16 protein-coding genes are annotated in these 23,914 nt (G+C 56.2%); 15 read left to right on the top strand and 1 reads right to left on the bottom strand.

The window, feature by feature from the left end; genetic code table 11:
• Positions 1-4 precede the first annotated feature (4 nt).
• From CA54_RS01895 to CA54_RS01850, 10 genes are all read left to right on the top strand, one after another.
• The gene (locus CA54_RS01895) at positions 5-1,498 is read left to right on the top strand and encodes a sulfatase family protein (protein WP_146369183.1); all 1,494 of its coding nucleotides are present in this window, start codon (positions 5-7) and stop codon (positions 1,496-1,498) included.
• Between the two features lie 44 nt (positions 1,499-1,542).
• On the top strand, positions 1,543-2,961 hold the full coding sequence (locus CA54_RS01890) for an arylsulfatase (RefSeq protein WP_146369182.1): 1,419 nt from the start codon (positions 1,543-1,545) through the stop codon (positions 2,959-2,961).
• A gap of 30 nt (positions 2,962-2,991) precedes the next feature.
• Entirely contained in the window at positions 2,992-4,845 is a 1,854-nt protein-coding gene (locus tag CA54_RS01885) for an MFS transporter (RefSeq protein ID WP_146369181.1), read from the top strand.
• Between the two features lie 222 nt (positions 4,846-5,067).
• Positions 5,068-6,426 (top strand): DUF1501 domain-containing protein, encoded by a 1,359-nt coding sequence (locus CA54_RS01880; RefSeq protein WP_146369180.1) that lies wholly within the window; start codon positions 5,068-5,070, stop codon positions 6,424-6,426.
• A 6-nt stretch (positions 6,427-6,432) separates the two neighbouring features.
• Complete coding sequence (locus tag CA54_RS01875; protein ID WP_146369179.1) at positions 6,433-7,314, top strand: WD40 repeat domain-containing protein; 882 nt, start codon at positions 6,433-6,435, stop codon at positions 7,312-7,314.
• Positions 7,315-7,345: 31 nt separating this feature from the next.
• On the top strand, positions 7,346-8,788 hold the full coding sequence (locus tag CA54_RS01870) for a DUF1501 domain-containing protein (protein ID WP_146369178.1): 1,443 nt from the start codon (positions 7,346-7,348) through the stop codon (positions 8,786-8,788).
• Positions 8,789-9,328: 540 nt separating this feature from the next.
• Positions 9,329-9,718: a winged helix-turn-helix domain-containing protein gene (locus CA54_RS01865; protein WP_146369177.1), complete on the top strand. Its 390-nt coding sequence runs from the start codon at positions 9,329-9,331 to the stop codon at positions 9,716-9,718.
• Between the two features lie 154 nt (positions 9,719-9,872).
• Entirely contained in the window at positions 9,873-10,493 is a 621-nt protein-coding gene (locus CA54_RS01860; RefSeq protein WP_146369176.1) for a hypothetical protein, read from the top strand.
• Positions 10,490-11,233 carry a hypothetical protein gene (locus CA54_RS01855; protein ID WP_146369175.1) on the top strand — a complete coding sequence of 248 codons (744 nt, stop codon included), beginning with the start codon at positions 10,490-10,492 and terminating at the stop codon, positions 11,231-11,233. The genes CA54_RS01860 and CA54_RS01855 overlap by 4 nt, the downstream gene beginning before the upstream one ends.
• Before the next feature lie 37 nt (positions 11,234-11,270).
• A complete protein-coding gene (locus CA54_RS01850) occupies positions 11,271-12,170 on the top strand; it encodes a DUF1559 family PulG-like putative transporter (protein ID WP_146369174.1) in 900 nt (299 codons plus the stop codon).
• Between the two features lie 109 nt (positions 12,171-12,279).
• On the opposite strand, the gene sthA is transcribed toward CA54_RS01850, so the two are convergent.
• A complete protein-coding gene (gene sthA / locus CA54_RS01845) occupies positions 12,280-13,614 on the bottom strand; it encodes a Si-specific NAD(P)(+) transhydrogenase (protein ID WP_390816716.1) in 1,335 nt (444 codons plus the stop codon).
• Positions 13,615-14,640: 1,026 nt separating this feature from the next.
• Here sthA and CA54_RS01840 point away from each other — a divergent pair.
• The 5 genes from CA54_RS01840 to CA54_RS01820 all read left to right on the top strand — a co-directional run bounded on the left by CA54_RS01840 (position 14,641) and on the right by CA54_RS01820 (position 23,829).
• Complete coding sequence (locus CA54_RS01840) at positions 14,641-16,755, top strand: glutamine synthetase III family protein (RefSeq protein ID WP_146372241.1); 2,115 nt, start codon at positions 14,641-14,643, stop codon at positions 16,753-16,755.
• Positions 16,756-16,895: 140 nt separating this feature from the next.
• On the top strand, positions 16,896-18,014 hold the full coding sequence (locus CA54_RS01835) for a potassium channel family protein (RefSeq protein WP_231962931.1): 1,119 nt from the start codon (positions 16,896-16,898) through the stop codon (positions 18,012-18,014).
• Between the two features lie 279 nt (positions 18,015-18,293).
• Positions 18,294-20,978, top strand: coding sequence for an MGH1-like glycoside hydrolase domain-containing protein (locus tag CA54_RS01830; protein WP_146369172.1), 2,685 nt, complete (start codon positions 18,294-18,296; stop codon positions 20,976-20,978).
• 368 nt (positions 20,979-21,346) lie between these two features.
• Positions 21,347-22,828 carry a circularly permuted type 2 ATP-grasp protein gene (locus CA54_RS01825; RefSeq protein ID WP_146369171.1) on the top strand — a complete coding sequence of 494 codons (1,482 nt, stop codon included), beginning with the start codon at positions 21,347-21,349 and terminating at the stop codon, positions 22,826-22,828.
• Complete coding sequence (locus CA54_RS01820) at positions 22,828-23,829, top strand: alpha-E domain-containing protein (protein WP_146369170.1); 1,002 nt, start codon at positions 22,828-22,830, stop codon at positions 23,827-23,829. The genes CA54_RS01825 and CA54_RS01820 overlap by 1 nt, the downstream gene beginning before the upstream one ends.
• Positions 23,830-23,914 lie beyond the last annotated feature (85 nt).

Here is a 23,914-nt window from a genome sequence, read left to right as displayed (position 1 = left end):
CACTATGCCGCGTATCTTGTTTCTTGTGGGATGTCTCGCTCTCGGGTTCCCTGCCACGGTACTGGCCGCGGAGCGACCGCCGAATCTCGTCTTGATCATGACCGACAATCACGGGCCGTGGACGCTCGGTTGTTATGGAAACCCGGACATCAAGACGCCGCACATCGATCGGTTTGCGGCACGGGGAACGTTGTTCTTGCATGCGATGGCCAACAACGCCGTCTGTTCGCCGACGCGGGCGAGCGTGCTGACCGGTCTGATGCCGTGCCAGCACGGTGTGCATCGTTTCCTGTCCGGGCCCACGCAGATCGGCCCCGAGGCCTACAACACTTTGGAAGAGTTCGACACGCTCCCCAGTATACTTGTGCAAAACGGCTATGTCGCAGGGCTGTGCGGCAAATGGCATTTGGGAGGCGAGATCGAGCCGCACGAAGGCTTCTCGCATTGGATTACGAAGCCCGCGGGTTCCAGCGCAGGGTTTTACGACCAGCGGGTGATTGAGAATGGCGAAATTCGTACCGAGCCGAAATATTTGACCGACTTGTGGACAGAACACGGCGTCCGGTTCATCCAACAGAATCGCGATCAGCCGTTCTTTCTGTTCCTGTCGTATAACGGCCCCTACGGTCTGGGCCGCGCGATGCGGGAACCGATTCGCAACCGTCACGCGGCGGACTATGCCGATCTGCCCCTGGATTCATTCCCGCGCACGGAGCCGCAGCCTTGGAATCATAACTACGGCTCCTGGATCGGCGACAAGCAGGTGATCCGCAAATATGCGGCGGAGATCAGCGGCATCGACGACGGTGTGGGCCGCATCATGCAGGCACTCGACGAACAGAATCTGACGGAAAACACGTTGGTAGTGTTCATGGCTGATCAGGGACTATCCGGCGGACATGCCGGCTATTGGGGCATGGGAGATCATACGCGGCCGTTGACGGCGTTTGACTGGACGATGACGATCCCATTGATCTTTCAATGGCCGGGGAAGGTGACTGCCGGTCACCGCGAAGAGCGGATAGTCAGCAATTATGATCTCCTGCCAACAATCTTGTCGCAATTGGGGTTAAGCGCCCCGACGCCCAGCAAGTTGCAGCGGCCCGGCCGAGACTTCTCAGCGATGCTCCGCGGCGAATCGATCTCGTGGGAAAACGAGCATTTCTACGAATTCGAAAACGTGCGGGCGATACGCACGAACCGCTGGAAATATATCGAGCGGATTCATCAACGGCCGAACGAGTTGTACGATCTGGTTCATGATCCACAGGAACATCACAATCTGTACGGTGACTCCGATTTTGCGGATCAAGTTATTCCGTTGCGGAAACGTCTATATCAGTTTTTTGAAAAACATGCCGACCCCAAATGGGACCTCTGGCGGGGCGGCGGCACGAAGACCGATTTGTTCACCGAAAAATTCTTCGGCATCAAAAATCCGTATACCCCGTCGCAGTACCTGCCCGACGGCCCGTTGCCTGCTTATCGCGCCCCTTGAGGGCATTTGCGGGGCCAGATTTTCATTTTAAGGGAACGAGCACTATGTCGCGAATCGTCTTTGTCGTTGGATGCTTCTTGGTGTGGGCGATGCCTACCGTCGAAGCTGCCCAGGGGCCGCCGAACATCGTGTTGATCATGGCCGACGACTTGGGTTATAGCGAGCTGGGGTGTTACGGCCAAAAAATCATCCGCACGCCGAACATCGACCGATTGGCGACCGAGGGAATGCGTTTCACGCAATGTTACTCCGGCAGCCCGGTCTGCGCGCCGTCGCGATGTGTGTTGATGACGGGCAAGCACACGGGGCACTCGTTTATTCGCAACAACAGGGCAACCAAACCGGAAGGGCAATGGCCCATGAATGCCGCCGAACTGACGGTGGCTGAGCTGCTCAAAGCGCAAGGGTACGCGACGGCTGCGATTGGCAAATGGGGGCTGGGTATGGTCGACACGCCCGGCGATCCCAACCGGCAGGGGTTTGATCTGTTCTTTGGTTTCAACTGCCAAACACATGCGCACAATCATTATCCGGTGTATTTGCGGCGTAACGATCAACGGGTGGAACTGGAAGGCAACACCCGCAGCCTGACCGGCGAACAGTATTCGCAGGACCTGTTTATTGACGAAGGGCTGCAATTCATTCGCGCGCATCGCGAGCAGCCGTTCTTCTTGTACTTGCCGTTCGCCGTTCCCCATTTGTCAATTCAAGTCCCCGAAGCCTCTCTTGCGGAATATACCGATGAAATTCGCGAAGAGGATTACAAACACAAGGGGTATCTCAAGCACCCCGCGCCGCGGGCGGGGTATGCGGCGATGATCACGCACATGGATCGGGGCGTGGGGCAAATCATGGAATTGCTCAAAGAGTTGAAACTCGACGACAATACGCTGGTGATTTTTACGTCGGACAACGGACCGACTTACAATCGGCTGGGCGGTTCGGATTCCGACTTCTTCCACTCCGCCGGAAAGTTCCGTGGATTGAAGGGCAGCGTCTACGAAGGGGGAATTCGCGTACCGCTCGTCGCCCGCTGGCCGGGACATATTGCAGCGGGAACCGTGAGCGATCATGTGTGCGCGTTGTGGGATATGTTGCCGACCTTAATGGACGTTGTCGGGGCCGGTGAGAAAACGCCAACAGATATCGACGGCATCAGTTTAGCGCCCACACTGTTGGGTGGTGGTGATCAACCCGTGCATGAGCACCTGTATTGGGAATTCCCCGCTTACCGAGGACAACAGGCGGTTCGCTGGGGCCGCTGGAAAGGGGTGCGGCAGAATATGTTTCAGGGAAATCTCGCGATCGAACTTTATGATCTTCAAGACGATCCAGGTGAATCGAATGATGTGTCCGCCGAGCATCCCGATGTTGTGAAAAAGATCCAGCAGCTCATGCAGTCGGAGCGCACTGTCTCGACAGTGTTTCCGTTTCCACAGCTCGACAGTGATTCGGCCCAGTAAACGCCCTCTAAAAAACGTTAGGACCTGCGGATGCCCCAAGCGGTTCAGAGTGATGAGGATCGATCCCCTGCGGCACAGCGGCCGACGAATGTGCGGTTGCTTGTGGTGATCATCGCGGCGGCAACGTCGGTGTTGTTGTATCTCGATCGGTTTTGCGTCAGCTTCGCGGCGGATTATATCAAGGAAGATTTGCACCTTACGCAGGAACAGGTGGGGTATTTTCTGAGCGCCTTCTTTTTCTCGTACGCATTAGCGCAGGTGCCCGCGGGGTGGCTCAGCGACCGGTACGGTGCGCGGATTATGCTGGCGCTTTATATTCTCGTCTGGTCGGTGTTCACCGCCATGATCGGTGCAGTGCACAGCTTTGCGATGCTGTTGCTAACGCGTCTGGCATGTGGTTTGGGACAAGCAGGGGCGTATCCCACCTGTGCCAGCGTGTTGAGCAAATGGGTGCCGTTTCGCAAACGCGGGGCGGCCAGCGCGTGGATTTCACTCGGCGGGCGTTTCGGGGGCGCGATCGCGCCGTTGCTGACCGCATTTTTAATCGTGCAGTTTGTTCCCAGCGATACGCCTGTTGAGTTTCAAGCGGAGGACATCAAAAATGGGCCGCGACTGTGCGCTAAGATCTTCCCCGGTGACGAAACGGGCGACGCGAGTTTGACTCCCACTCATGTCAATACGGTGGGGCGGCGCGTGTGGTCGCTATTGGATTTCAATGATCAGCAAGTGGTCCGCCACGGTGCGGAACTGTATCGGCAATCGATCGCGGTGGATGGGGCTTCCGATGAAAACACAACCGCGCCGCAGTTTACGGAGGTCGATGCAGCAAAACTGTCGGTGGCGATGAATGGAGTGCTCTCATCACCCGGACTCTACCAAGAAGAGGCTTTCAAGTCGGTGAATTTGGCGCGGGAAACGCTCAACACTTTGAGCCGGGATTTTGATCAACGATCGCTGAGAGGAATGAAGCTACGGCGGTTCAACCGGTTGCTGTTGGAGGCGGGGTTTCCGAATGAGGTTAGCAAACTCTACGTTCGTGGATGGCGGCCGGTGATGTATGTGTATGGTTTTGCCGGCATCATCGTCGCGGTTGCGGTGTGGATCGTGTATCGCAACCGGCCGGAAGTGCATCCCTGGTGCAATGCGGCGGAGTGCAAGTTGATCGCTGCCGAACGTCCCCCCAATGCGCCCAGCCCGCACGGCAAAGCGGGGAAGATTCCCCTGGGCCGGTTATTGAAAAGCCGCAGCATGTGGCTGTCCTGCTTGTCACAGTTGGGGACCAATATCGGCTGGGTGTTTTTGGTGACATGGTTTCCGCGGTATTTGATCTCGCAACACAACGTGCCGATCTTGCAGCGCGGGCTGATGGCGATGACGCCGCTGATGGTGGGAATCGCCGGGATGTATTGCGGGGGCTGGTTGACCGATAATTTGACGCGGCGTTTGGGGGTGCGGTGGGGACGGCGGTTGCCGATGTCGGTCACGCGATTCAGCGCTGCATGCGGTTACGGATTGTGCTTGTGGTTTTCGACGTTCGGGGCGGAGTCGGCGATGAATTCTCCCTGGATGTATGTTGCAGCATTTTCACTGGTGGCGTTTTCGACCGACATGGGAGTCCCCGCTTCTTGGGCGTTTAATCAAGATGTGGGCGGCCGGTACGTCGGCTCGATCCTGGGGTGGGGCAATATGTGGGGCAATTTGGGAGCAGCGCTTTCGCCACCGATCTATAACTACTTTCTGGGCGAAACACCGGGGCCGAGCCAATGGAATGCGATGTTTGTCTGTTGTCTGGCAGCGTTCGTGTTTTCCGGAATCTGTGGACTCGGTATCGACGCTTCGACGCCCATCGCGCCGCCGGATGAGGTCTCCGTTGAGGAGGGATAAGCTAGCTTCTGTCAGTGCGAACTGTGCGATCAGCAAGGCACTGCTGGACAAGACAGCAGTGGCACCCTTCGTAGTTGTTTTCGACCGTGTCACACTCGCAAAGAGGGTTTTATCGGCGTTTCATCCGAGGTTCTGTGAAGGAGTATTGTTCGGTGAACGCCTGGGCGGTACTCTACTTAAAGAGGATTTTGCGAATTGCCATGGCAATGGGGAGGCGACTGGATGTTGAGGATACCGGGAAGCGGATTTCGGCATTGCGACGGGGTTTCGCGGCGGTCATTCCTCCAGGTCGGCGGATTGGCGCTAGGCGGTTTGAGTCTGCCGCAACTTTTACAAGCTGAGGAGCAGGCTCCCGGCGGTAAGTCGCACAAGTCGGTGATCATGGTCTTTCTCACCGGAGGGCCACCGCATCAAGACATGGTTGATCTGAAGCCGGAGGCGCCGGCGGAGTATCGCGGCGAGTTTTCTCCCATTCATTCCAACGTGCCGGGCCTCGATGTTTGCGAGCATTTGCCGTTGTTATCGCAGCGCATGGACCGGCTAGCGGTGATTCGCACGCTGGTCGGCTCCGAGGGGCGGCATGCGGCGTTTCAATGTTTGCATGGGCATCCAGTGTTGAATCAGCCGCCCGGCGGGTGGCCCTGTTTTGGGTCTGCGGTTTCGAAGTTACAAGGTCCGCTGAATCGCGAGATTCCCGCCAGTATCAGTTTGCAGCCCCGCATCGGCATTCAGCCGTGGAGCGATCCCGGACAGCCGGGGTTTGCGGGCATGAAACATGCGCCGTATGCGCCCAACGCCACTGGAACACAGGATCTGGTGTTGGACGGGATGGATATGTCGAAGCTGAACGATCGCCGTGCGCTGTTGAATCGCATGGACCGCTTGCGACGCACGTTGGATACTAACGACGCCGTCGACGGCATGAATACATATTACCGGCAGGCGTTTGATATTTTAACATCGGGCCGTTTGGCGACCGCTTTGGATGTCGAACAGGAAGATCCAGCAGTGCGCCAGCGGTATGGACGCGGGTCGAAGGAACCGGCCGGTTATGGTGATGCGGGTTGGCTGAGGAATGAGGACTTTATCGTTGCCCGGCGACTCATCGAAGCGGGGGCGCGGGTCGTGACACTGTCGTTCGGACGCTGGGATTGGCACGGTCAGCCGCACGGTACGAACTTTGACAACGCCCGCGACCATCTGCCGGCGTTGGATCAAGCGTTAACGGCGCTATTGGATGATCTGCGTGACCGGAGCATGGAGGATGACGTCTCGGTCGTGGTCTGGGGTGAATTCGGCCGCACGCCGCTGATCAACAAGCGGGGCGGACGCGATCATTGGCCCAGCGTGGGATGTGCGCTGTTGGCCGGCGGCGGGATGCGTACAGGGCAAGTCATTGGTGCGACGAATGCGCGTGCGGAACATCCCATTCAACGCCCGGTGCATTTTCAAGAGATCTTCGCCACGCTGTATCACAATCTCGGTTTGGACGTGGGCCACCTGACGATCAGTGATTTGACAGGACGCCCGCAGTTTTTAATCGACCACGGAAAATATCAACCTCTACCGGAACTGGTGTAAGTTGCCATGACAATTCCGACCCTTAGTCTTAGGCACAGGAACGCCGCCTATTCGGTTGCGTTTTCTCGTGATGCGCAGTTGTTGGCCAGTGGATGCCTGGATAAGACGATCACCGTGTGGGATTTGCCGTCGGGAAAACAGCGGTTGCAGTTGCGTGGACATGGTGAGGCGGTGTGCGAAGTTGTTTTTTTACCCGACGGAGTCACGCTGCTGTCTGCGAGTTTGGACAAGACGTTGCGGCTGTGGGATCTGGAATCAGGCAAACTGAAATCGACGCTAACGGGAGGGCACCAGGTCTATCTGACCTGTATGAACGCGTCGGCCGATTGCCGACTGGCAGCATCCGGCTCGCATGACAAGAGCGTGGTTGTTTGGGATGTCGCCGCTGGCCAGCAATTGGGAGAACTCAAAGGGCATACAGATCTGATCACCGCTATTGCGATGTCGCCCGACGGAAAAGTGATCGCATCGGGCGGGCACGATGTACTTGTGCGGTTGTGGGATAAGGAGAAACGACAGCCGCTCAAAGAACTCGGTCCGCACACAGCGGCCATTCAAAGCCTCGCATACGCACCGGACGGAACCACGGTCGCCGCCGGTGATGATGATGGCGTGATTCGAATTTGGAATATCCAGACCGGCGACTTCGCAGAGATTCGCGGCAAGCATCAGCGGACGGTGAAGTCGCTCTCCTTTTCACCCGATGGAACCCAACTTGCCTCCGGTGGTGCAGACACGACGGTGCGGATTCACGATGTGGCCACGGCACGCGAAGTGAGGATTCTGCAAGGGCATCGCAACAGCGTCTACGACGTGGCCTTTGCCGCCGACGGCAAACAGCTGGCCTCCGCCGGTTTTGATCGGACGGTGCATGTTTGGAGCCTTTGACGTTTGAACGGACGGAACAAAGGAGACGGTTTTGAGTGGTTCGGGATCCCTCCTAGATAACCAACAGGCGTGGAAACGCCGCGACTTATTGCGGGCAGGCGCAGTCGGTGCGCTGGGACTGTCGTCGAGCGGCGCTCACCTGACAAACGCCGCCGAAGTGATCCATCCTGCCGCTGCACGGGCGAAACGTTGTTTGCTGTTGTATATCTACGGCGCCTGGAGCCAGTTGGACACGTTTGATCCCAAGCCGGACGCGCCTGAGGAGATTCGCGGCGAATTTGCTTCGGTGCAGTCCTGCTTGAGCGGCGTCCGAGTCAATGAACATCTGCCGCAGTCGGCGCAGGTTTTGGATCGTTGCACGTTGGTCCGGTCGATGTCGCATCCCTGGAACATTCACTCAGCTTCCTACACACTGACCGGCAATCCCGACACAGCGCGCATTGAAGGGCGTCAGCGGCATCCCGAACAATGGCCGTATCTGGGGTCGCTGGTTGATTACGTGGGTGAGCGGGGGCAGTTGGGAGAATCTGCTCCGGGCGTTCCGCGGAATGTGATGTTGCCCTGGCGGCAAAGCCTGTATGCAAATCCGAATAAGCGGTCGGGAACGTTTGGCGGGTTTTTAGGAACGGCGTACGATCCGCTGTGGACAGAATTCGATGGGGACATGCCGCTGGGCGATCCGTTTCGTGCGATCACCCCCGAAGGGCGCTTTGCGTTCGGAGCGGGAGGCGGAGCGCCGCTCAGCTCCGGTGAATTGCAGCGCCGCCGATCTCTGTTAAGCCGATTGGAAGGGCCGGCCGATACGATCAGCCGCGCGAAAGCGGCCCGGGGGTACGCGCGACAACGCGCGGCTGCGTTTGAGTTGTTGGCGACTCCGCAGGTAACCAATGCGCTTCAGATTGAGCGTGAGCCGGCTGCGCTGCGCGACGAATACGGCATGACGCTGTTCGGCCAATCCTGTCTGGCTGCGCGGCGATTGCTGGAAGCGGACGTGAAATTTGTCACCGTTGTCTGGGATGAATACGGCCAAACCGATGAGAGTTGGGATACTCACTACGATCACCATTCCCGTCTAAAAGAGTTTCTGTTACCGGCGTTTGACCGTGCGTATGCGACGCTCATCCGTGATTTGGAGCAGCGCGGGTTGTTGGACGACACGTTGGTCCTGTGCCTCAGCGAGCATGGCCGCACACCGAAGTTTTTCGCCACCGCCGCCGGCGCGCCGGGCCGGGATCATTGGTCGCGAGCGTATTCTCAACTCTTTGCCGGTGCCGGAGTGCCGCGGGGACAGGTTGTGGGAACCACCGATGCGGTCGCCGGAGATGTCATTGATCAGGCGATCGATCCCAAAGATGTGCTATGCACAGCCTGTCATCTCTTGGGCGTCGACCCGCGGCAAGAGATCCTCGCAAGTCCCGGACGACCGGTCCCCTTGGTCGCCGGCGGTCGGAAGATTCAACAGCTCTTGGGTTAGAGAAAGTGAAGGACCGCTTTTAATTCTCTGCTTTTTTCGGGCGTTATGCGGTCGCCTGGCATCGCTGGGGCGTGTGGCTTGTTAAGACTTTGCCTTCAGCGCGATATCGGGATATAACAAACGTAACAAGACGTCGGTCGAAACGACGGATGTCCTTTGATTGCTGGGAATGGAGTCCCGATTCGGATTCGCGCTTGGGCTGCTGAAACAAAAAAGAGGCGTGGGGATATGGTGGACTGCAGATGTTTTTCCTCATGCCTGTCCCCTCAAGCCTCGTTTCAGGAGAAGTGCGATGACTCTTTGCCCGATCGCAGTCGCCGTAGGCTGCAAAAAGTGTGCGGTGTATTCCGTTTGCCCGTTGAAAAGCGTGATCGGTGATGTCCGCCCTCCGGAAGTGGTGCAGATGACACCTCGCAGGGAAGAGCAGGAGACGAAGTCCGAAACGGATCAGGGGTAAAGAGTGCGCATAACTCTTGGACCTACATTTGCCACGCCACTTCACTATTAGCGGACTCCTCCGAAATAACAGGACTTATTCAAATGGCTCGTCAAAAACAGGCGCAGGTGGCGGTCACGCCGCGGGCAAAGGTCTGGTTGGAGGTCGACGGTACTTACATCTTTGGGTTGGGGATTTGCCGGATTTTGGAGGCTGTTGAAGAGACCGGATCGATCAAGAACGCCGCCGCTGCTGTCAATAAAAGCTATCGGCACGTGTGGTCCCGCATTAAAGAAGTCGAATCCCGATTGGGGATCGTGCTCGTGGAAACGCAGGTGGGGGGCGGCGATCTGCGGCGGAGCACGCTGACGGAACCCGCGCGGCAATTGACGGCTCGGTATCGAGAGATGCGGCAAGAAGTCTTTGCGATTGTTGAAGAGCAGTTTAGTGCGGATATTCAGGAAATCGTAAATGGCGTGAGGGGGACGGCGTGAGGGGGACGGCGTGAGGGGGACGGCGTGAGGGGGACGGCGTGAGGTCTGCTCCGCTCGCCTTATATTGCGTGTGGCAGCGGTTTGCGTTACGATTTGACCAAGTGGCACGGGTTTGCCATTTGGTGGGATTTTAGATCGTAAATGAGAATGACGCATGACGCCGGCTTTAAAACCGCATCCTGGGCTGCTGGGCAAATCCAGGTTGCAGCGACTGGCCCGCGCGAGCGATGTGCCGTCGACCACGGAGTGGCTGATCCTGATTGGATTTGGCGTTCTCACCGCAGCTATGTCGACGCTGATTGACTTGCATCTGCGCATTCCGGGGCATGCGATTTTGAAGGTCGTCTTTCCGGTGGCGGCAGGGTTGGCATTGGTTCCGCGAGAAGGAGCCGGGTCAATCATCGGCGTCTCGGCATTGGCCACGGCAATATCCTTGCGCATGCTTGGTTTTGGCGGATCGGGATTGGGGTTTGGGGCGTTGACAAGTCTGACCGTCATCGGTCCTACGCTGGATTGGATGTTGCGGCATGCAAGTTCTAGCCGCGCGGTTTATATCGGATTCGTTCTCGGCGGACTGTTCGCCAATCTTTCGGCGCTGTTGGTCCGCGGAACGTTGAAGGGAGTAGGGCTGGAACACGCGGGCGGGCGTCCGCTCTCGGTCTGGCTGTCGCAAGCAGTAATCACTTACACGATCTGCGGAATCGTGGCCGGATTGTTGAGCGCCTCGGTGTGGTTTGGTGCGAATCTGCCCCAGCAGCAGGAGTCGTCGCCGTGATTATTGTCGGCATTGATGACACGGATATCATCGGCTCGCGGGGGACAAATCAATTGGCGCGGCAAATCGTCCGCGAACTTTCACCGGAATGGAGTTGTCTGCGAATCGTCCGTCACCAACTTCTGGACGATCCCCGTGTGCCGTACACCTCAAAAAACGGTTCGGCGTCGATCACGTTACAGCGTCGGCAAGATTCGTTGCGCTCGCCGGATCTTGCCGACGAAACGCAATTGGCCGTCGAGTCCGTACTTCCATGTTGCCGCCGGGTGATGCGGGATTGGTTTATCGAAGGGAGTGACCCGGGGCTATGCATCCTAACCGGGGAGTGCCCACCGGAAGTTGTGGAATGGGGCCAGAGCTGCCAAAGCGAGTTTGTGGCCCGCGAAACCGCGTTCGCAATTGCCGCCGCTGTCGGCGTGCACCTAGAAGCGTTGGGCGGCACCGAAGATGGGGTGATTGGAGCGTTGGCTGCAGTCGGTCTGGCATGGGCACAGAACAGCGGTCGCATCATTCAATTGGGTGAGTGGCCTGATGATCTTTCCGGTGCGCAGCCCGTCGACGCGCTCCACAGTCGGGATGTGTGCGTGCAGGAATACGTGACGGACCAGGAAATTGCTCAGGGTACCGTCGACGTGGGAAAACATCTCCGTCCCAACGTACGGCAAGGGGCGGCAGTGCTGTTTGTTAAGGCGGACGCCACCGGCTCGCCGCATCTCTATCAAGCGGTCAAATTACATTAGAGGTCCTACTGCGATGAAGTTCAGTGCTCGAAATTTCATGCGTTCGCCGAAGCCAGCGAGCGGCAAAGGCTTTACGTTAATCGAACTGTTGGTAGTGATTGCGATTATTGCGATTTTGGTTGCATTGTTATTGCCGGCTGTGCAGCAAGCCCGTGAAGCAGCTCGGCGGACGACCTGCAAAAACAACATGCGGCAGATTGCGCTGGCGCTGCACAACTATCAATCGACGCACCTTGTGTTTCCGATGGGGGTGTTGGGGACCAGCGGCAGCACCTCGGATGGGCATTTGCTAACAACTTGGCAGACGCTGATTTTGCCCTACATCGAACAAGTTGCCGTGTACAACGATTACGATTTCAATGTGCGATTCGATGACCCCAACAATGCCGCTGCTGTTATATGCGTCATTCCGACCTACCAGTGTGCCTCGCAGCCCGAAACCGACGTCGTCGACTTGCTGTACGGCCCCAGCCACTATGCCGCAGCGTCCGGCACGACCCCCGGGGCGGATGATGGAATCTTGTTTCCGCTCTCTGCAACACGTTTCCGGAATGTGACGGATGGCACGACCAATACCTTGGCAGCCGGAGAAATCAATTTCGAATTCGGCGGTTGGGCGCGAGGAGCCATCAATTCCGGCGGAGGTGGTGGCGGCGGCGGTGGGGGAGGAGGCGGAGGCGGCAGTCAAGGTTTCGCACGCGGCGTACTCCGCTGGTGGAAGGCGTCTCCCAATTGTGCCCAGGCGGGAATGAATCCGCCGGAGACGAGTTGTTCCGGCAGTGCCGAGCGGCGATTTCAGTTCTCCAGCCCCCATGTGGGCGGCAGCCACTTTTCATTGGCCGATGGCAGCGGACGGTTTATTAGTGAATCGATTGACGTCGACCTCTACCGCGCGCTATTCACGGTCCAGGGTGGCGAGGTTGTCAACGAGTTTTAACGGCGGCCGGTGAGGCTTTTGCCGAGCAACTTGGGTTGGCTGCATCGTTCGCCCGATATGGAAAGGTGCGTCGCGACACACCCTACATTCTCCTCACGCCTCGCGCCTCCTAAAACAAACGGTTGAGGCCGTTGAGGGCGGCGACGCGGTAGCCCTCGGCCATCGTAGGATAGTTAAACGTCGAGTTGACGAAATAGCGGAGTGAGTTTTGTTCGCCCGGCTGTGACATGATGGCTTGGCCAATGTGGATAATTTCTGAGGCGTTGGCTCCGAAGCAGTGAATGCCGAGCAGTTGCAGCGTCTCACGATGGAAGAGCAGCTTGAGCATGCCCACGGTTTGTCCGGTGATTTGTGCGCGGGCTAGGCTTTTGAATGTCGATTGCCCAACTTCGTAGGGGACCCCCATCTCGGTGAGTTCGCGTTCGGTCTTGCCCAGCGAACTGATTTCTGGGCTGGTGTAAATGCCCGTGGGAATGTCTTCGATCAAGGCCCGCTCGCATTCGCCGTGTACCAGATGAAAGGCGGCGTAGCGGCCTTGCACATAGGCGGCGCTGGCCAGCGAAGGTTGGCCGATCACGTCCCCCACAGCATAGATGTGTTCGGCGGACGTTCGGAAATGCTCGTCCACGTGGAGCAGTCCACGCGAGTCCGGTTCGATGCCGACGGACTCTAAGCCCAGGTCGTTGGTATTTCCACTCCGTCCCGCTGCCCACAACAGGATGTCGGTTTTGATTTGTTTGCCGGACTTGAGATGCAGGATCACGCCGTTATCCACAGGTTCGACGCGTTCATACGACTCCCGGTGTCGGATAATCACGCCGCGGTCTCGGAGGTGGTAGCTGAGCGCATCGATGATCTCATCATCCAGAAACTCCAGAAGTTTGTCGCGAGTGTTGATGAGATTGACCTTCACACCGATGTTGCGAAACATCGAGGCATATTCACAACCGATGACGCCCGCACCAAACACGCTGATTGAACGGGGGGTTTCCTGAAGATCCAGGATCGAGTCACTATCGTGGACCAGCGGATGGTCGAAGTCGATTTCGGGGGGCCGAAAGGGGCGTGAGCCGGTGGCGATCACAAACGTTTTTGCCGTTAATGTGCGTTTGCCTCCCAGTTCGTCGTAAATATCAATGGTATTTGGGTCGCGGAACTTCGCGTGTCCGTCGTAAACCGGCACACTGTTACGGTCATAAAAGCTTTGCCGCATATCGACCTGTCGCTCGATTACGGAATGGGCGGAGCGGCGGAGGTTGGATAAGGATCGTGCTTTGGCGAGCGCTTCGGAATCGACGAGCCGACTGGTGAGTAAGTTGGCAACTTGGAAGATAGCGAACCTGAGCGCTTTGCTGGGAATGGTCCCTTTGTGCGTGCAGTTTCCGCCGATCATTTCCATGCGTTCGACGACGGCGACGGACCGGCCCAATTTGGCCGCCTGCATCACCGCCCCTTCACCGCCTGGTCCCGTACCGATCACAACAACATCGTAAGTATGATTATTCAATGGTTTTGTCGTCCGTTCTCGTGGCCGATAACTTCCCGCACAGTGACGCAAAGTCGTAAAAACAATTCAAAAGGTCAGAACGCAAATCCAGTGCCGCGAAGAGCGGACCGTGCTGAGTTTGCAATCCAAACCGGGCAGGGGAGGGGGTGTCGGTTCACTCGACTCAGGGACTCCACAGATTGTGGTCACAATTGAGTTTTCGAAATCGTGGTTCCCAAGGACTTGGCCGTCGTGCATTATTTACAGGCAGCCGATGCCAGCTAATCCAGCGTTTGCCTGTTGGGTTGGTGTTGGGGCGATTTGTCGCGGCTCGATTTGTGCGAAATGCTGGGATTGCCGGTGAAAGGTTGTGGTGTGTCCATTCCTCGCGGCAACAGTCTGAATTTTGCTGTTTTTCAGGTAAAACTTGGGTATGGTGTGGTTTGAATATCGAGCGAGACGTGCCCCGGTGACCGTACCATCCGTAATGGTTTGAGAAATCATACACGCTGCGGCGATGTTTGGCACGTGCTCTGCTATCCAATTGCACTGTATGCAGTTGTTGATAGCAATAACTGCATGTTCAACAGTTCATGGGCAGTCGACGTTTGTCGAGTAGTTTCTTGCGGAAATCCCGACCGTGACTTTACGGACGGCATTAAGAAGACATCTGGTCGGTTACCGGGAAGTTGAGGCCCCAGCAACTTTGCGGGCCGAGACGAAGGTCGTGACCAGTATTTGTATCATCGCTGCTCAGGAAGAACAGCTTGTTTTGGTAGGGAGACTGAAACCCGGTGGAGATGTGGGAGTCGGCGCGACGATCGCCGCGAGAAAGGTACTGACACAGTGAGTACGGTTACAAACCAGGGCGCTAAAAAAGACGGCACATACGCAACATCCAGCAACGGATCGAAGACGACGGTCGGCTCAGCTAGGTCTGCCGCCATCGCGGCGGTGACCGGTTATTCGCCGAGTCCGTCGCCGATGAATTTTAAGGACACGCCGACCGGCGAGCTGTTCAACGCCAACGTCTTTTCCAAGGCGGTGATGAAGCAGCGGTTGCCCAAGCCCGTTTTTAAAACACTGTGCGGCACAATCGACGCTGGTGAAAAGTTGGATTGTTCCACTGCCGATGCGGTGGCCTCAGCAATGAAGGATTGGGCGATTGAAAAAGGGGCCACGCACTACGCCCACGTTTTCTACCCGTTGACCGGCTTTACTGCCGAGAAGCATGACAGCTTTCTCTCGCCTGACGGTGAAGGGGGCGCACTGGCCGAATTCTCCGGCAAGCAGTTGATTCAAGGCGAACCGGACGGTTCCAGTTTCCCGACCGGCGGGATTCGCGTAACGTTTGAAGCCCGGGGTTATACGATTTGGGACGTTACCAGTCCCGCGTATATCATGGAAAACCCCAACGGAACGACGCTGTGTATTCCGACGGCGTTTGTCTCTTGGACAGGCGAAGCCCTGGACAAAAAGACGCCGGTGCTGCGTTCGATGCAAGCGTTGAACATACAAGCCCAGCGGATTCTCAAACTCTTCGGCCACACAGACGGAGCCATGGTTTCCTCGACGGCCGGTCCGGAGCAAGAGTATTTTCTGGTCGACCGGAATTTCTATTTTGCCCGTCCGGACTTGTTGAATGCCGGTCGGACATTGATGGGGGCTCCGCCGCCAAAGGGTCAAGAATTCGACGATCATTACTTCGGTGCGATTCCCGATCGCGTGTTGGCATTCATGCTCGAAAGTGAACGGGAACTGTTCAAGCTGGGGGTTCCGGTTAAAACGCGGCACAACGAAGTGGCTCCGGGCCAATTCGAGATTGCCCCGATGTTTGAATTCGCCAACCTGGCAACTGACCATCAACAGTTGTTGATGACCACCTTAAAGCGGACGGCCGAGAAGTACGGAATGGCCTGCTTAATGCATGAAAAACCGTTCGCGGGAGTGAATGGTTCTGGCAAGCACGTCAATTGGTCGATGGGGAGTGCCACGCAAGGCAATCTGATCGACCCGGGCGACACGCCGCACGAAAACGCGCAGTTCCTGTTGTTCTGCGCTGCAGTCATTCGGGGTGTCCACAAGTTCCAGGGCTTACTGCGGGCCGTCGTGGCCTCGGCGAGTAATGATCATCGCTTGGGGGCCAACGAAGCTCCGCCAGCGATTATGTCGGTTTTCCTGGGAGACCAATTGACCGACGTCTTCGAGCAAATCAAAGCGGGAGGTGCCAATTCTTCGATTCCCAAGGGAACGTTGACCGTTGGTGTCGATGTGTTACCGCCGCTACCCAAGGATGCCGGCGACCGTAACCGGACGAGCCCGTTCGCCTTTACCGGAAATCGGTTCGAATTCCGTGCTGTGGGATCGAGTCAATCGATCGCCGGTCCATTGGTCGCCATGAATACGATCGTGGCGGATTCGCTGGACTTCTGCGCAACACGATTGGAAGAAGCGACCGGTGGTGATCCGAGTAAATTGCACGCCGAGTTGCAAAAACTACTGACTGAAATCATCAACGAGCATGGCGCGGTTGTGTTCAATGGTGATGGATATAGCGACGCTTGGCATGAGGAAGCCGAAAAACGGGGCTTGCTCAATCTGAAGACCACGACCGATGCTCTGCCGGTTCTGCAGTCGGAAGAGGTCAAGGAATTGTTCGGCAAGTACGCTGTACTTTCTGATCGTGAGTTGTCCAGTCGTCTCGATACGTATCTTGAACAGTATTGCAATACCGTCGGTGTGGAGGTCAATCTGACCATCGAAATGGCCAGGACCATGATCTTCCCGGCTGCGATTCGGTATCAGAATGAGTTGGCTTCGACGTGTGCGAACCTGAAAATGTTGGGCTTCGAATTCGATACCGATACGTTGGATACGATGACCAGCTTGGTGAAAGCATTGCAAGACAGCATTGCTGAACTGGAAGCGACATTGGAAGAGCCGGAGACGGAAGATTTGCTGGCAGAGGCTAGCAATTATTGCCATGTCGTGTTGCCGGCCATGAGCAAAGTTCGCTCGATTGCCGACAAATTGGAAGCGGTGGTGGCCGATGATTTATGGCCGTTGCCCACCTATCAGGAAATGCTGTTTATCAAGTAATCATCGCAGTTGCAAATTGCTGAACAGACAACGCGACCGGCTTCGGGAATGTGTACGCCCGTGGCCGGTCGTGTTCGGGTCTGGAGCAACACGGCGAGTCTTGTAGCACCATTTCGGTTGTAGAGTGGGATGAAACAATTGTGGGATCCGAAGCCTCCGCGCCCTATGTCGCACCGATATCGCCTTTCTTGCGGAAGTCGGGACCGTTTCGCAAGATCGTTACGGGAATGGCTTTGTTCTTGGCGATTTGCGTGATTGCGATCACGGGCTACGTGGCGGCGGGCTGGGGTCTGGCAGATTCGATTTACATGGTGATTATCACCATCTTCGGCGTCGGTTACGGCGAAGTGCACCCGATTGATTCGCCGGGTCTGAGGGCGCTGACGATTATGGTCATCATCGCCGGTTACGGCGCGGTGATTTATACCGTCGGCGGGTTCATGCAGATGCTGGTCGACGGAGAACTGAATCAGGCTTTGGGAGCGCGGAAAATGGCCAAAGAAATCGAACGATTGAAAGGCCACACGATCATTTGTGGCGTGGGGCGTATGGGCTCGATTCTGGCCCGCGACCTGTACGCTGCTCAGAAACCGTTTGTGATCATCGACTCTGACGAACGGCGGCGGCATGCGGCCGAAGCCCAAGGCTATCGGGTGATCAACGGAGACGCCACGGAAGAATATATTCTTGAACAAGCCGGCATTCGCCATGCAGCGGTTTTGGCGACCGTACTCTCGGCTGACACCACAAACGTCTTTGTGACGATCACCGCCCGGGAGATGAATCCTGACGTATTGATCATCGCTCGGGGTGAAAACCCCCGCACTGAGAAAAAGTTGTTGGGCTGCGGCGCCAACCGAGTGGTCTTGCCGACGGCCATCGGTGCGACTAAAGTTGCGCAACTGATTATTCGGCCTACTGCAGAGAACATGCTGGAGCAAATCACTCATCAAAGCAGCATGCAGGAGGAGTTGGGGCACATCGGGTTGCAATTTGACGAGCTGGCGATCGGTCCCGGCTCTGTCATGGAAAACAAACCGCTCAGTGATATCGAGGTTCGCGGGAACCACGGTTTCCTGATCGTGGGAGTGCGGCATGCCGACGGTTCGCTGGCGCTGAACGTCAGCACGGATACCAAATTGGTACAAGGGGACGTCGTGATTGTGCTGGGGTATAAATCGGATATTCCGCAATTGGCGGCGAAAGTCTCCGCCAAAACAAACGTGCTTACCTACCGAGGCGTTTCGGTGCAGACTTAATGTTCGCATACACTTCGAGACAATATGGGGTGCAATCTTTTTACCAGTAGGATTTCTAGAGCCAGTTTCCAGACCCGGTTGTGCTTGTTCTCGAAGCGTTCAGATCAGTGTCAGTGAGATGCGTCAGAGGGTTTTGAAATGACTTGTACTACGTTTCGTGCAGTCCCTATCAACACGAACGTACCATCGAACTGTGTGCTACGCAGCGGGCGCCCTTGGCGATTGTCGGTAAAATTGTGAGTCGCGTCTGCCGTTTTCGGAAAGTGTCTAGTTAAGCAAATGCCTGAAGCGGAATTGAATCGACTGGCCGCTGAATCGCGGCGTGAAACCGGTGCGAACTGGAAACGGTGGGGGCCTTATCTCGCAGAACGGCAATGGGGCACCGTCCGCGAAGATTACTCCAGTGACGGCAGGCCCTGGCTGCATTTTACCCATGAAGAGGCGGTTTGGCGGGCTTACCGTTGGGGCGAGGATGGGCTGCTGGGGATCACCGACCGGCAATGCCGACTCTGCTTTGCCATCGCTCTATGGAATGGTCAGGATCCGATCCTCAAGGAACGTCTGTTTGGCTTGACCGGACCGGAGGGGAATCACGGCGAGGACGTCAAAGAGGCCTATTATTACCTTGATTCTACGCCGACGCATTCTTACCTCAAAGCATTGTACAAGTATCCGCAGGCAGAATATCCCTACCAGCATTTGCGGTCAGAAAACGCACAGCGCACACGACACGATCCGGAATTCGAACTGACGGAGACGGGGGTCTTCGACGACGGTCGTTATTTCGATGTGCAGATCGAATACGCCAAAGCGGCGTGCGAAGACATTCTTATTTGGATTGTGATATCGAATCGCGGGCCGGAGGCTTCCCCAATCCATCTGTTGCCGACATGGTGGTATCGCAATACGTGGTCCTGTGGGCCAACCGATGAACAGCCAAGCGTGAAGCCGAGCCTGCGCCAAATCGACAGCAACAGCCTATTGGCCGTGCATGAGACGTTGGGCGAGTTCCAGATTCATGCAGATGCCGGACCGGACCAGAAGCCGCCCGGTTGGATGTTTACGGAAAACGAAACCAATACGTGGCGGATCGATGACCCGGAAAGCCGTCGTCCCTCTTGTAAGGACGCCTTCCACTTAGCCGTGGTGGAGGGAATCGAAGGCGTGGTGAATCCTGAGCCAGAGGGGACCAAAGCGGCGGCACGGTACCACGCGATGGTCCCGGCAGGCGGATCTGTAGAGTTCCGCTTGCGGATGACAGCGACGAATCAGGTTCCAGACCAACCATTTGGCAAAGAATTCGACCGCACGTTTGAGCAGCGAATTGCCGAAGCGGATGCATTTTCGGCATCGCTGGTGGACCCGGGACTGTCAGTCGACGAGCAGCGCGTTTTACGCCAAGCCAATGCGGGGCTGCTGTGGACCAAGCAGTTCTATCATTATGTCATCCCCCGTTGGCTGGATGGAAAGAGCCCGCCGGGGCAGCATACCGGACCGCGGACCGTTCGCCGTAATAGCGATTGGGGGCACCTATTCAATCGCGACATCATTTCGATGCCGGACAAATGGGAATACCCCTGGTATGCCGCCTGGGATTCCGCGTTCCACATGATTCCGTTCGCCGATTTGGACCCGGATTTCGCCAAGGGGCAGGCGATCCTATTTTTGCGTGAATGGTATATGCACCCGACGGGGCAGATTCCGGCATACGAATGGAATCTGAGCGACGTTAATCCTCCCGTGCACGCCTGGGCCTGCTGGCGGGTGTATCAGATTACGGCGAGTCTGGGAGACCGGGACCGTATCTTTTTGGAACGGGTGTTTCAAAAGCTATTGCTGAATTTTACCTGGTGGGTCAACCGCAAGGATGTTCGCGGCAAACATGTCTTTACCGGCGGTTTTCTCGGACTGGACAACATCGGGATCTTCGATCGGTCCAAGCCATTGCCGACGGGCGGGCACTTGGAGCAGGCCGACGGGACGGCTTGGATGGCCTATTACTGTTCCAGCATGTTGTCGATCGCGTTTGATTTGGCGGAAGATAATCCGGCCTACGAGGATATGGCTTCGAAGTTTTTTGAGCATTATGTTTCGATCGCCGAAGCGATGAATTCGCTGGATGGGACGGGGCTGTGGGATGAGACCGACGGTTTTTACTATGACCATTTGCATTTGGATGGTCACAGCATGCCCTTGCGGATTCGTTCGATTGTTGGTTTGATTCCGCTATTGACCGTCGATGTGATTTACGACCGCGTTCTTGATCAGTTGCCAGGGTTCCGCAAGCGGATGGATTGGTTCCTGAACCATCGTCCCGATCTCTCGAACTTTATGACCTATATGGAACGGGGCGATCCGAACCAGGATGGCAATGGGTTGCGATTGTTGGCAATTCCGACACGGGAACGGTTATCGCGGCTGTTATGGTATTTGCTCAACGAAGATGAGTTTCTCTCTCCCTACGGAGTGCGGTCGCTTTCGAAATATCATGAGGAGCATCCCTTCGAATACGATTTGAACGGTGAAAAACTGCGCGTGCAGTATTTGTCCGGCGAGTCGGACAGTGGGTTGTTCGGCGGCAATTCCAACTGGCGAGGTCCCGTTTGGTTTCCGTTGAATTATCTTCTCATCGAAGCATTGGAGCGGTATCATCAGTTCTACGGAGAGACTTTACGGGTTGAATGTCCTACGCGTTCCGGTCGATATATGAATTTGCGGCAGGTAGCGGATGAGATCCGCAAGCGGTTGGCGAAGCTGTTCTTGGCGGATTCAGAAGGGGATCGTCCTTGTTATACGCGGGGGGAACGATTCCTGAATGATCCACATTGGCGCGACTTGGTTCTGTTCTATGAGTACTTCGACGCCGAGACCGGCAAGGGACTGGGCGCGAGTCATCAGACAGGCTGGACGGCGTTGATTTCCCCGATCCTAAAGACTTTGGCGAGTCGTCGAGAACTCGATTAGCGGCAGGCGATTCCTGGTTGCCTGCATTTCAGTCAAGTTTGGGTGATGTGCGATTTCAGGCGTCTATCCCGGGCTCTGCGAATGGATGCGCGTGGCAGATAAGTGTGCGGTTTAGTGCCTTTCGGTAGGTGTGCCTAGATGCGTGCTGTCTTTGCGTAAAGTTTGGGCATGTCAAGCGGTGGGCCTTCACGTTCCTTTTAACCGGCGTTCGCCGGTCAACTCTGCGGAGCGCAGAATTGTCTAAGTTGTATGCTATTCCGCTTTATGGGCTGTGCACGGCATGTGACTTGCATATGTGAACATTGTGGTTGTGCGTGCGGAAGTTCTTGGTTCCTAGTATTCGGTTGAAAAACTCGAGGAATTCGCAGATGAGGCTAGCTTCCTATCAGTCGAAAGGCGTCTTCGACGAAATGTTTGCTCCCAATGGTCAACCCCGGGCCAGTGGCGCTCAATTCGTAGAACGGTTGCAGACGCTGTCGGACGGCAGTTTGCAGCAACGGCAAAAAGCGGCTGAGTTGAGCCTGGAAAACATGGGGATTACGTTCAACGTCTATGGGCATGCCGCCGGGACGGAGAAGGTGTGGCCGTTTGACCTGCTACCGCGAATCATCGATGCGACCGAATGGGCGATGGTGGAAAAAGGTTTGCAGCAGCGAATTCGCGCGTTGAACTTTTTTGTCAACGATGTCTACAACGAACAGAAGATCTTCAAGGATGGCCTCGTCCCGGAAGAACTTGTGCTCTCTTCAAAAACGTTGCGGAAGCAATGTCAGGGGTTTCAACCGCCGCAGGGGGTTTGGTGTCATATCACGGGCGTCGATTTGATTCGTGATAACGACGGACAAATCTACGTGCTGGAGGACAACTTGCGCTGTCCGTCGGGCGTGTCCTATGTGCTCGAAAACCGCGAAATGATGAAGCGGACGTTCGCGCACGTGTTTCAGGGCATGTCGGTCGCTCCGATCGAAGATTATAGCGAGCAATTATTGCAGACGTTGTTAGACTGCGCCCCTGAGGGAATCAGCGAACCGACGGCCGTGGTCCTGACGCCGGGAATTTACAACTCGGCCTATTTTGAGCACACTTTTCTCGCCCAGCAAATGGGTGTGGAACTGGTGCAAGGCTCGGACCTTGTCGTCGAAAACGGCTACGTGCACATGAATACAACGCGGGGACTGCGCCGCGTGGATGTGATTTATCGTCGCATCGACGATGATTTTTTGGATGCTAAGTGTTTTCGCAAAGACTCAACGTTGGGTGTCGATCATTTGATGGACGTGTATCGCGAAGGACGCGTTACGTTGGCCAACGCACCCGGCACTGGGGTGGCGGACGACAAAGCGGTCTATGCTTACGTGCCTGAAATCATCAAATACTACTTGGGCGAAGACGCGATTCTGCCGAATGTTCCCACGTTTTTGTGTTCCGTCGAGAAGCAGCGTAAGCACGTGCTGGCAAACTTAGACAAATTGGTGGTCAAGCCCACGAACGAGTCGGGCGGATATGGGATTCTGATGGGTCCGCAAGCATCGCAGGCGGAGCGTGACAAAACGGCTGAGGCGATTCGCGCAAATCCGCGCGAGTGGATCGCGCAGCCGATGCTCAAACTGTCGACCGTTCCCACCTTGGTCGGCGATGAGTTAAAGCCCCGCCACGTTGATTTGCGGCCCTTCGTCTTATGCGGCAAGGAGGTTTACGTGATGCCCGGCGGATTGACGCGGGTGGCGTTGCGAGAAGGATCAATGGTCGTCAATTCCTCGCAAGGAGGAGGCAGCAAGGATACATGGGTGCTGCGGAACGGTGAAACCGTGCCTCCGCTCGCTACGAAGGATGCCGGAGGGAAGATTTAATGCTGAGTCGCGTTGCGAATTCTGTGTATTGGTTGAGTCGTTATATTGAGCGGGCGGAAAACGTCGCCCGATTTATCGATGTGAACTACAACTTGACGTTGGGCGAGACCGATTCGCTTGGCAACCAGTGGGCGCCGTTGGTTTATACCACTGGTGACCAGGAGCCGTTTGAAAAAAGGTATGGGGCTCCGACGCGTGAAAATGTGTTGAAGTTTTTGTCGTTCGACGAGGACAACCCGAATTCGATCATCTCCTGTGCAGCGTTTGCCCGCGAAAATGCGCGGACGATTCGTGAGAGTCTGCCGTCAGTGGTTTGGGAACAACTCAACAAGTTTTTCTTTATGGTCCGCACAGCTGCCAAAGTCAGTTCGACATTGGACCAACCCCAGGAATTCTGCGAGCGGGTGCGCTTGGCAAGCCATTTGTTGGTGGGCGCGACCGATGCCACGATGTCACACGGCGAGGCTTGGCATTTCTTGCGGTTGGGGCGCTTATTGGAACGAGCCGACAAGACCTCACGGATTGTCGACGTGCAGTATTTTATTTTGTTACCCGATGCACACGACGTGGGGTCGGCGCTCGACGTGGTCCGTTGGTCGGCCTTGTTGAAATCGGCCAGTGCGCTGGAGATGTACCGTCGGCAACATGGCAAAATTGTTCCCAACCGGGTGGCGGATTTTCTGGTGCTGGATCGCCACTTTCCACGGGCGATGCATTTTTGCTTGATGAAAGCGCAGGAGTCGTTGCGGAATATCACGGGGAGTACATCGGGCACATTTTGCAATTTGGCCGAACAACGGATGGGGCAATTGTGTTCAGCGATGGATTACACGAGCGTGCGGGATATCGTCCAGCACGGACTGCATCAATATATCGACGACTTTCAGGACAGATTGAATCTCGTAGGCGCTGCTATTAGCGATGATTTTTTTACAACACACCAACAACGGCAGGCACGCAACGCCGAAACCTCAAGTCAATCACAAACACAATCGAGTTGAGATTACCGGACAAGATTTCTTTCTGGAGCCCAGCGCGTCAGTGCCTTCAATCAGTTTTGGAAAATAATAGCCACAGAGTTCACAG

Source organism: Symmachiella macrocystis, assembly GCF_007860075.1.
Taxonomy (GTDB): domain Bacteria; phylum Planctomycetota; class Planctomycetia; order Planctomycetales; family Planctomycetaceae; genus Symmachiella; species Symmachiella macrocystis.
The sequence above is the reverse complement of the archived record's forward strand: the minus strand, read 5'-3'. Positions and strand labels throughout refer to the sequence as shown.

Coding starts and splice junctions, on each gene's coding strand:
- CA54_RS01895 (WP_146369183.1), top strand. CDS start 5: ATGCCGCGTATCTTGTTTCTTGTGGGATGTCTCGCTCTCGGGTTCCCT.
- CA54_RS01890 (WP_146369182.1), top strand. CDS start 1,543: ATGTCGCGAATCGTCTTTGTCGTTGGATGCTTCTTGGTGTGGGCGATG.
- CA54_RS01885 (WP_146369181.1), top strand. CDS start 2,992: ATGCCCCAAGCGGTTCAGAGTGATGAGGATCGATCCCCTGCGGCACAG.
- CA54_RS01880 (WP_146369180.1), top strand. CDS start 5,068: ATGTTGAGGATACCGGGAAGCGGATTTCGGCATTGCGACGGGGTTTCG.
- CA54_RS01875 (WP_146369179.1), top strand. CDS start 6,433: ATGACAATTCCGACCCTTAGTCTTAGGCACAGGAACGCCGCCTATTCG.
- CA54_RS01865 (WP_146369177.1), top strand. CDS start 9,329: ATGGCTCGTCAAAAACAGGCGCAGGTGGCGGTCACGCCGCGGGCAAAG.
- CA54_RS01860 (WP_146369176.1), top strand. CDS start 9,873: ATGACGCCGGCTTTAAAACCGCATCCTGGGCTGCTGGGCAAATCCAGG.
- CA54_RS01850 (WP_146369174.1), top strand. CDS start 11,271: ATGCGTTCGCCGAAGCCAGCGAGCGGCAAAGGCTTTACGTTAATCGAA.
- sthA (WP_390816716.1), bottom strand. CDS start 13,614: ATGCAGGCGGCCAAATTGGGCCGGTCCGTCGCCGTCGTCGAACGCATG.
- CA54_RS01840 (WP_146372241.1), top strand. CDS start 14,641: ATGAATTTTAAGGACACGCCGACCGGCGAGCTGTTCAACGCCAACGTC.
- CA54_RS01830 (WP_146369172.1), top strand. CDS start 18,294: ATGCCTGAAGCGGAATTGAATCGACTGGCCGCTGAATCGCGGCGTGAA.
- CA54_RS01825 (WP_146369171.1), top strand. CDS start 21,347: ATGAGGCTAGCTTCCTATCAGTCGAAAGGCGTCTTCGACGAAATGTTT.
- CA54_RS01820 (WP_146369170.1), top strand. CDS start 22,828: ATGCTGAGTCGCGTTGCGAATTCTGTGTATTGGTTGAGTCGTTATATT.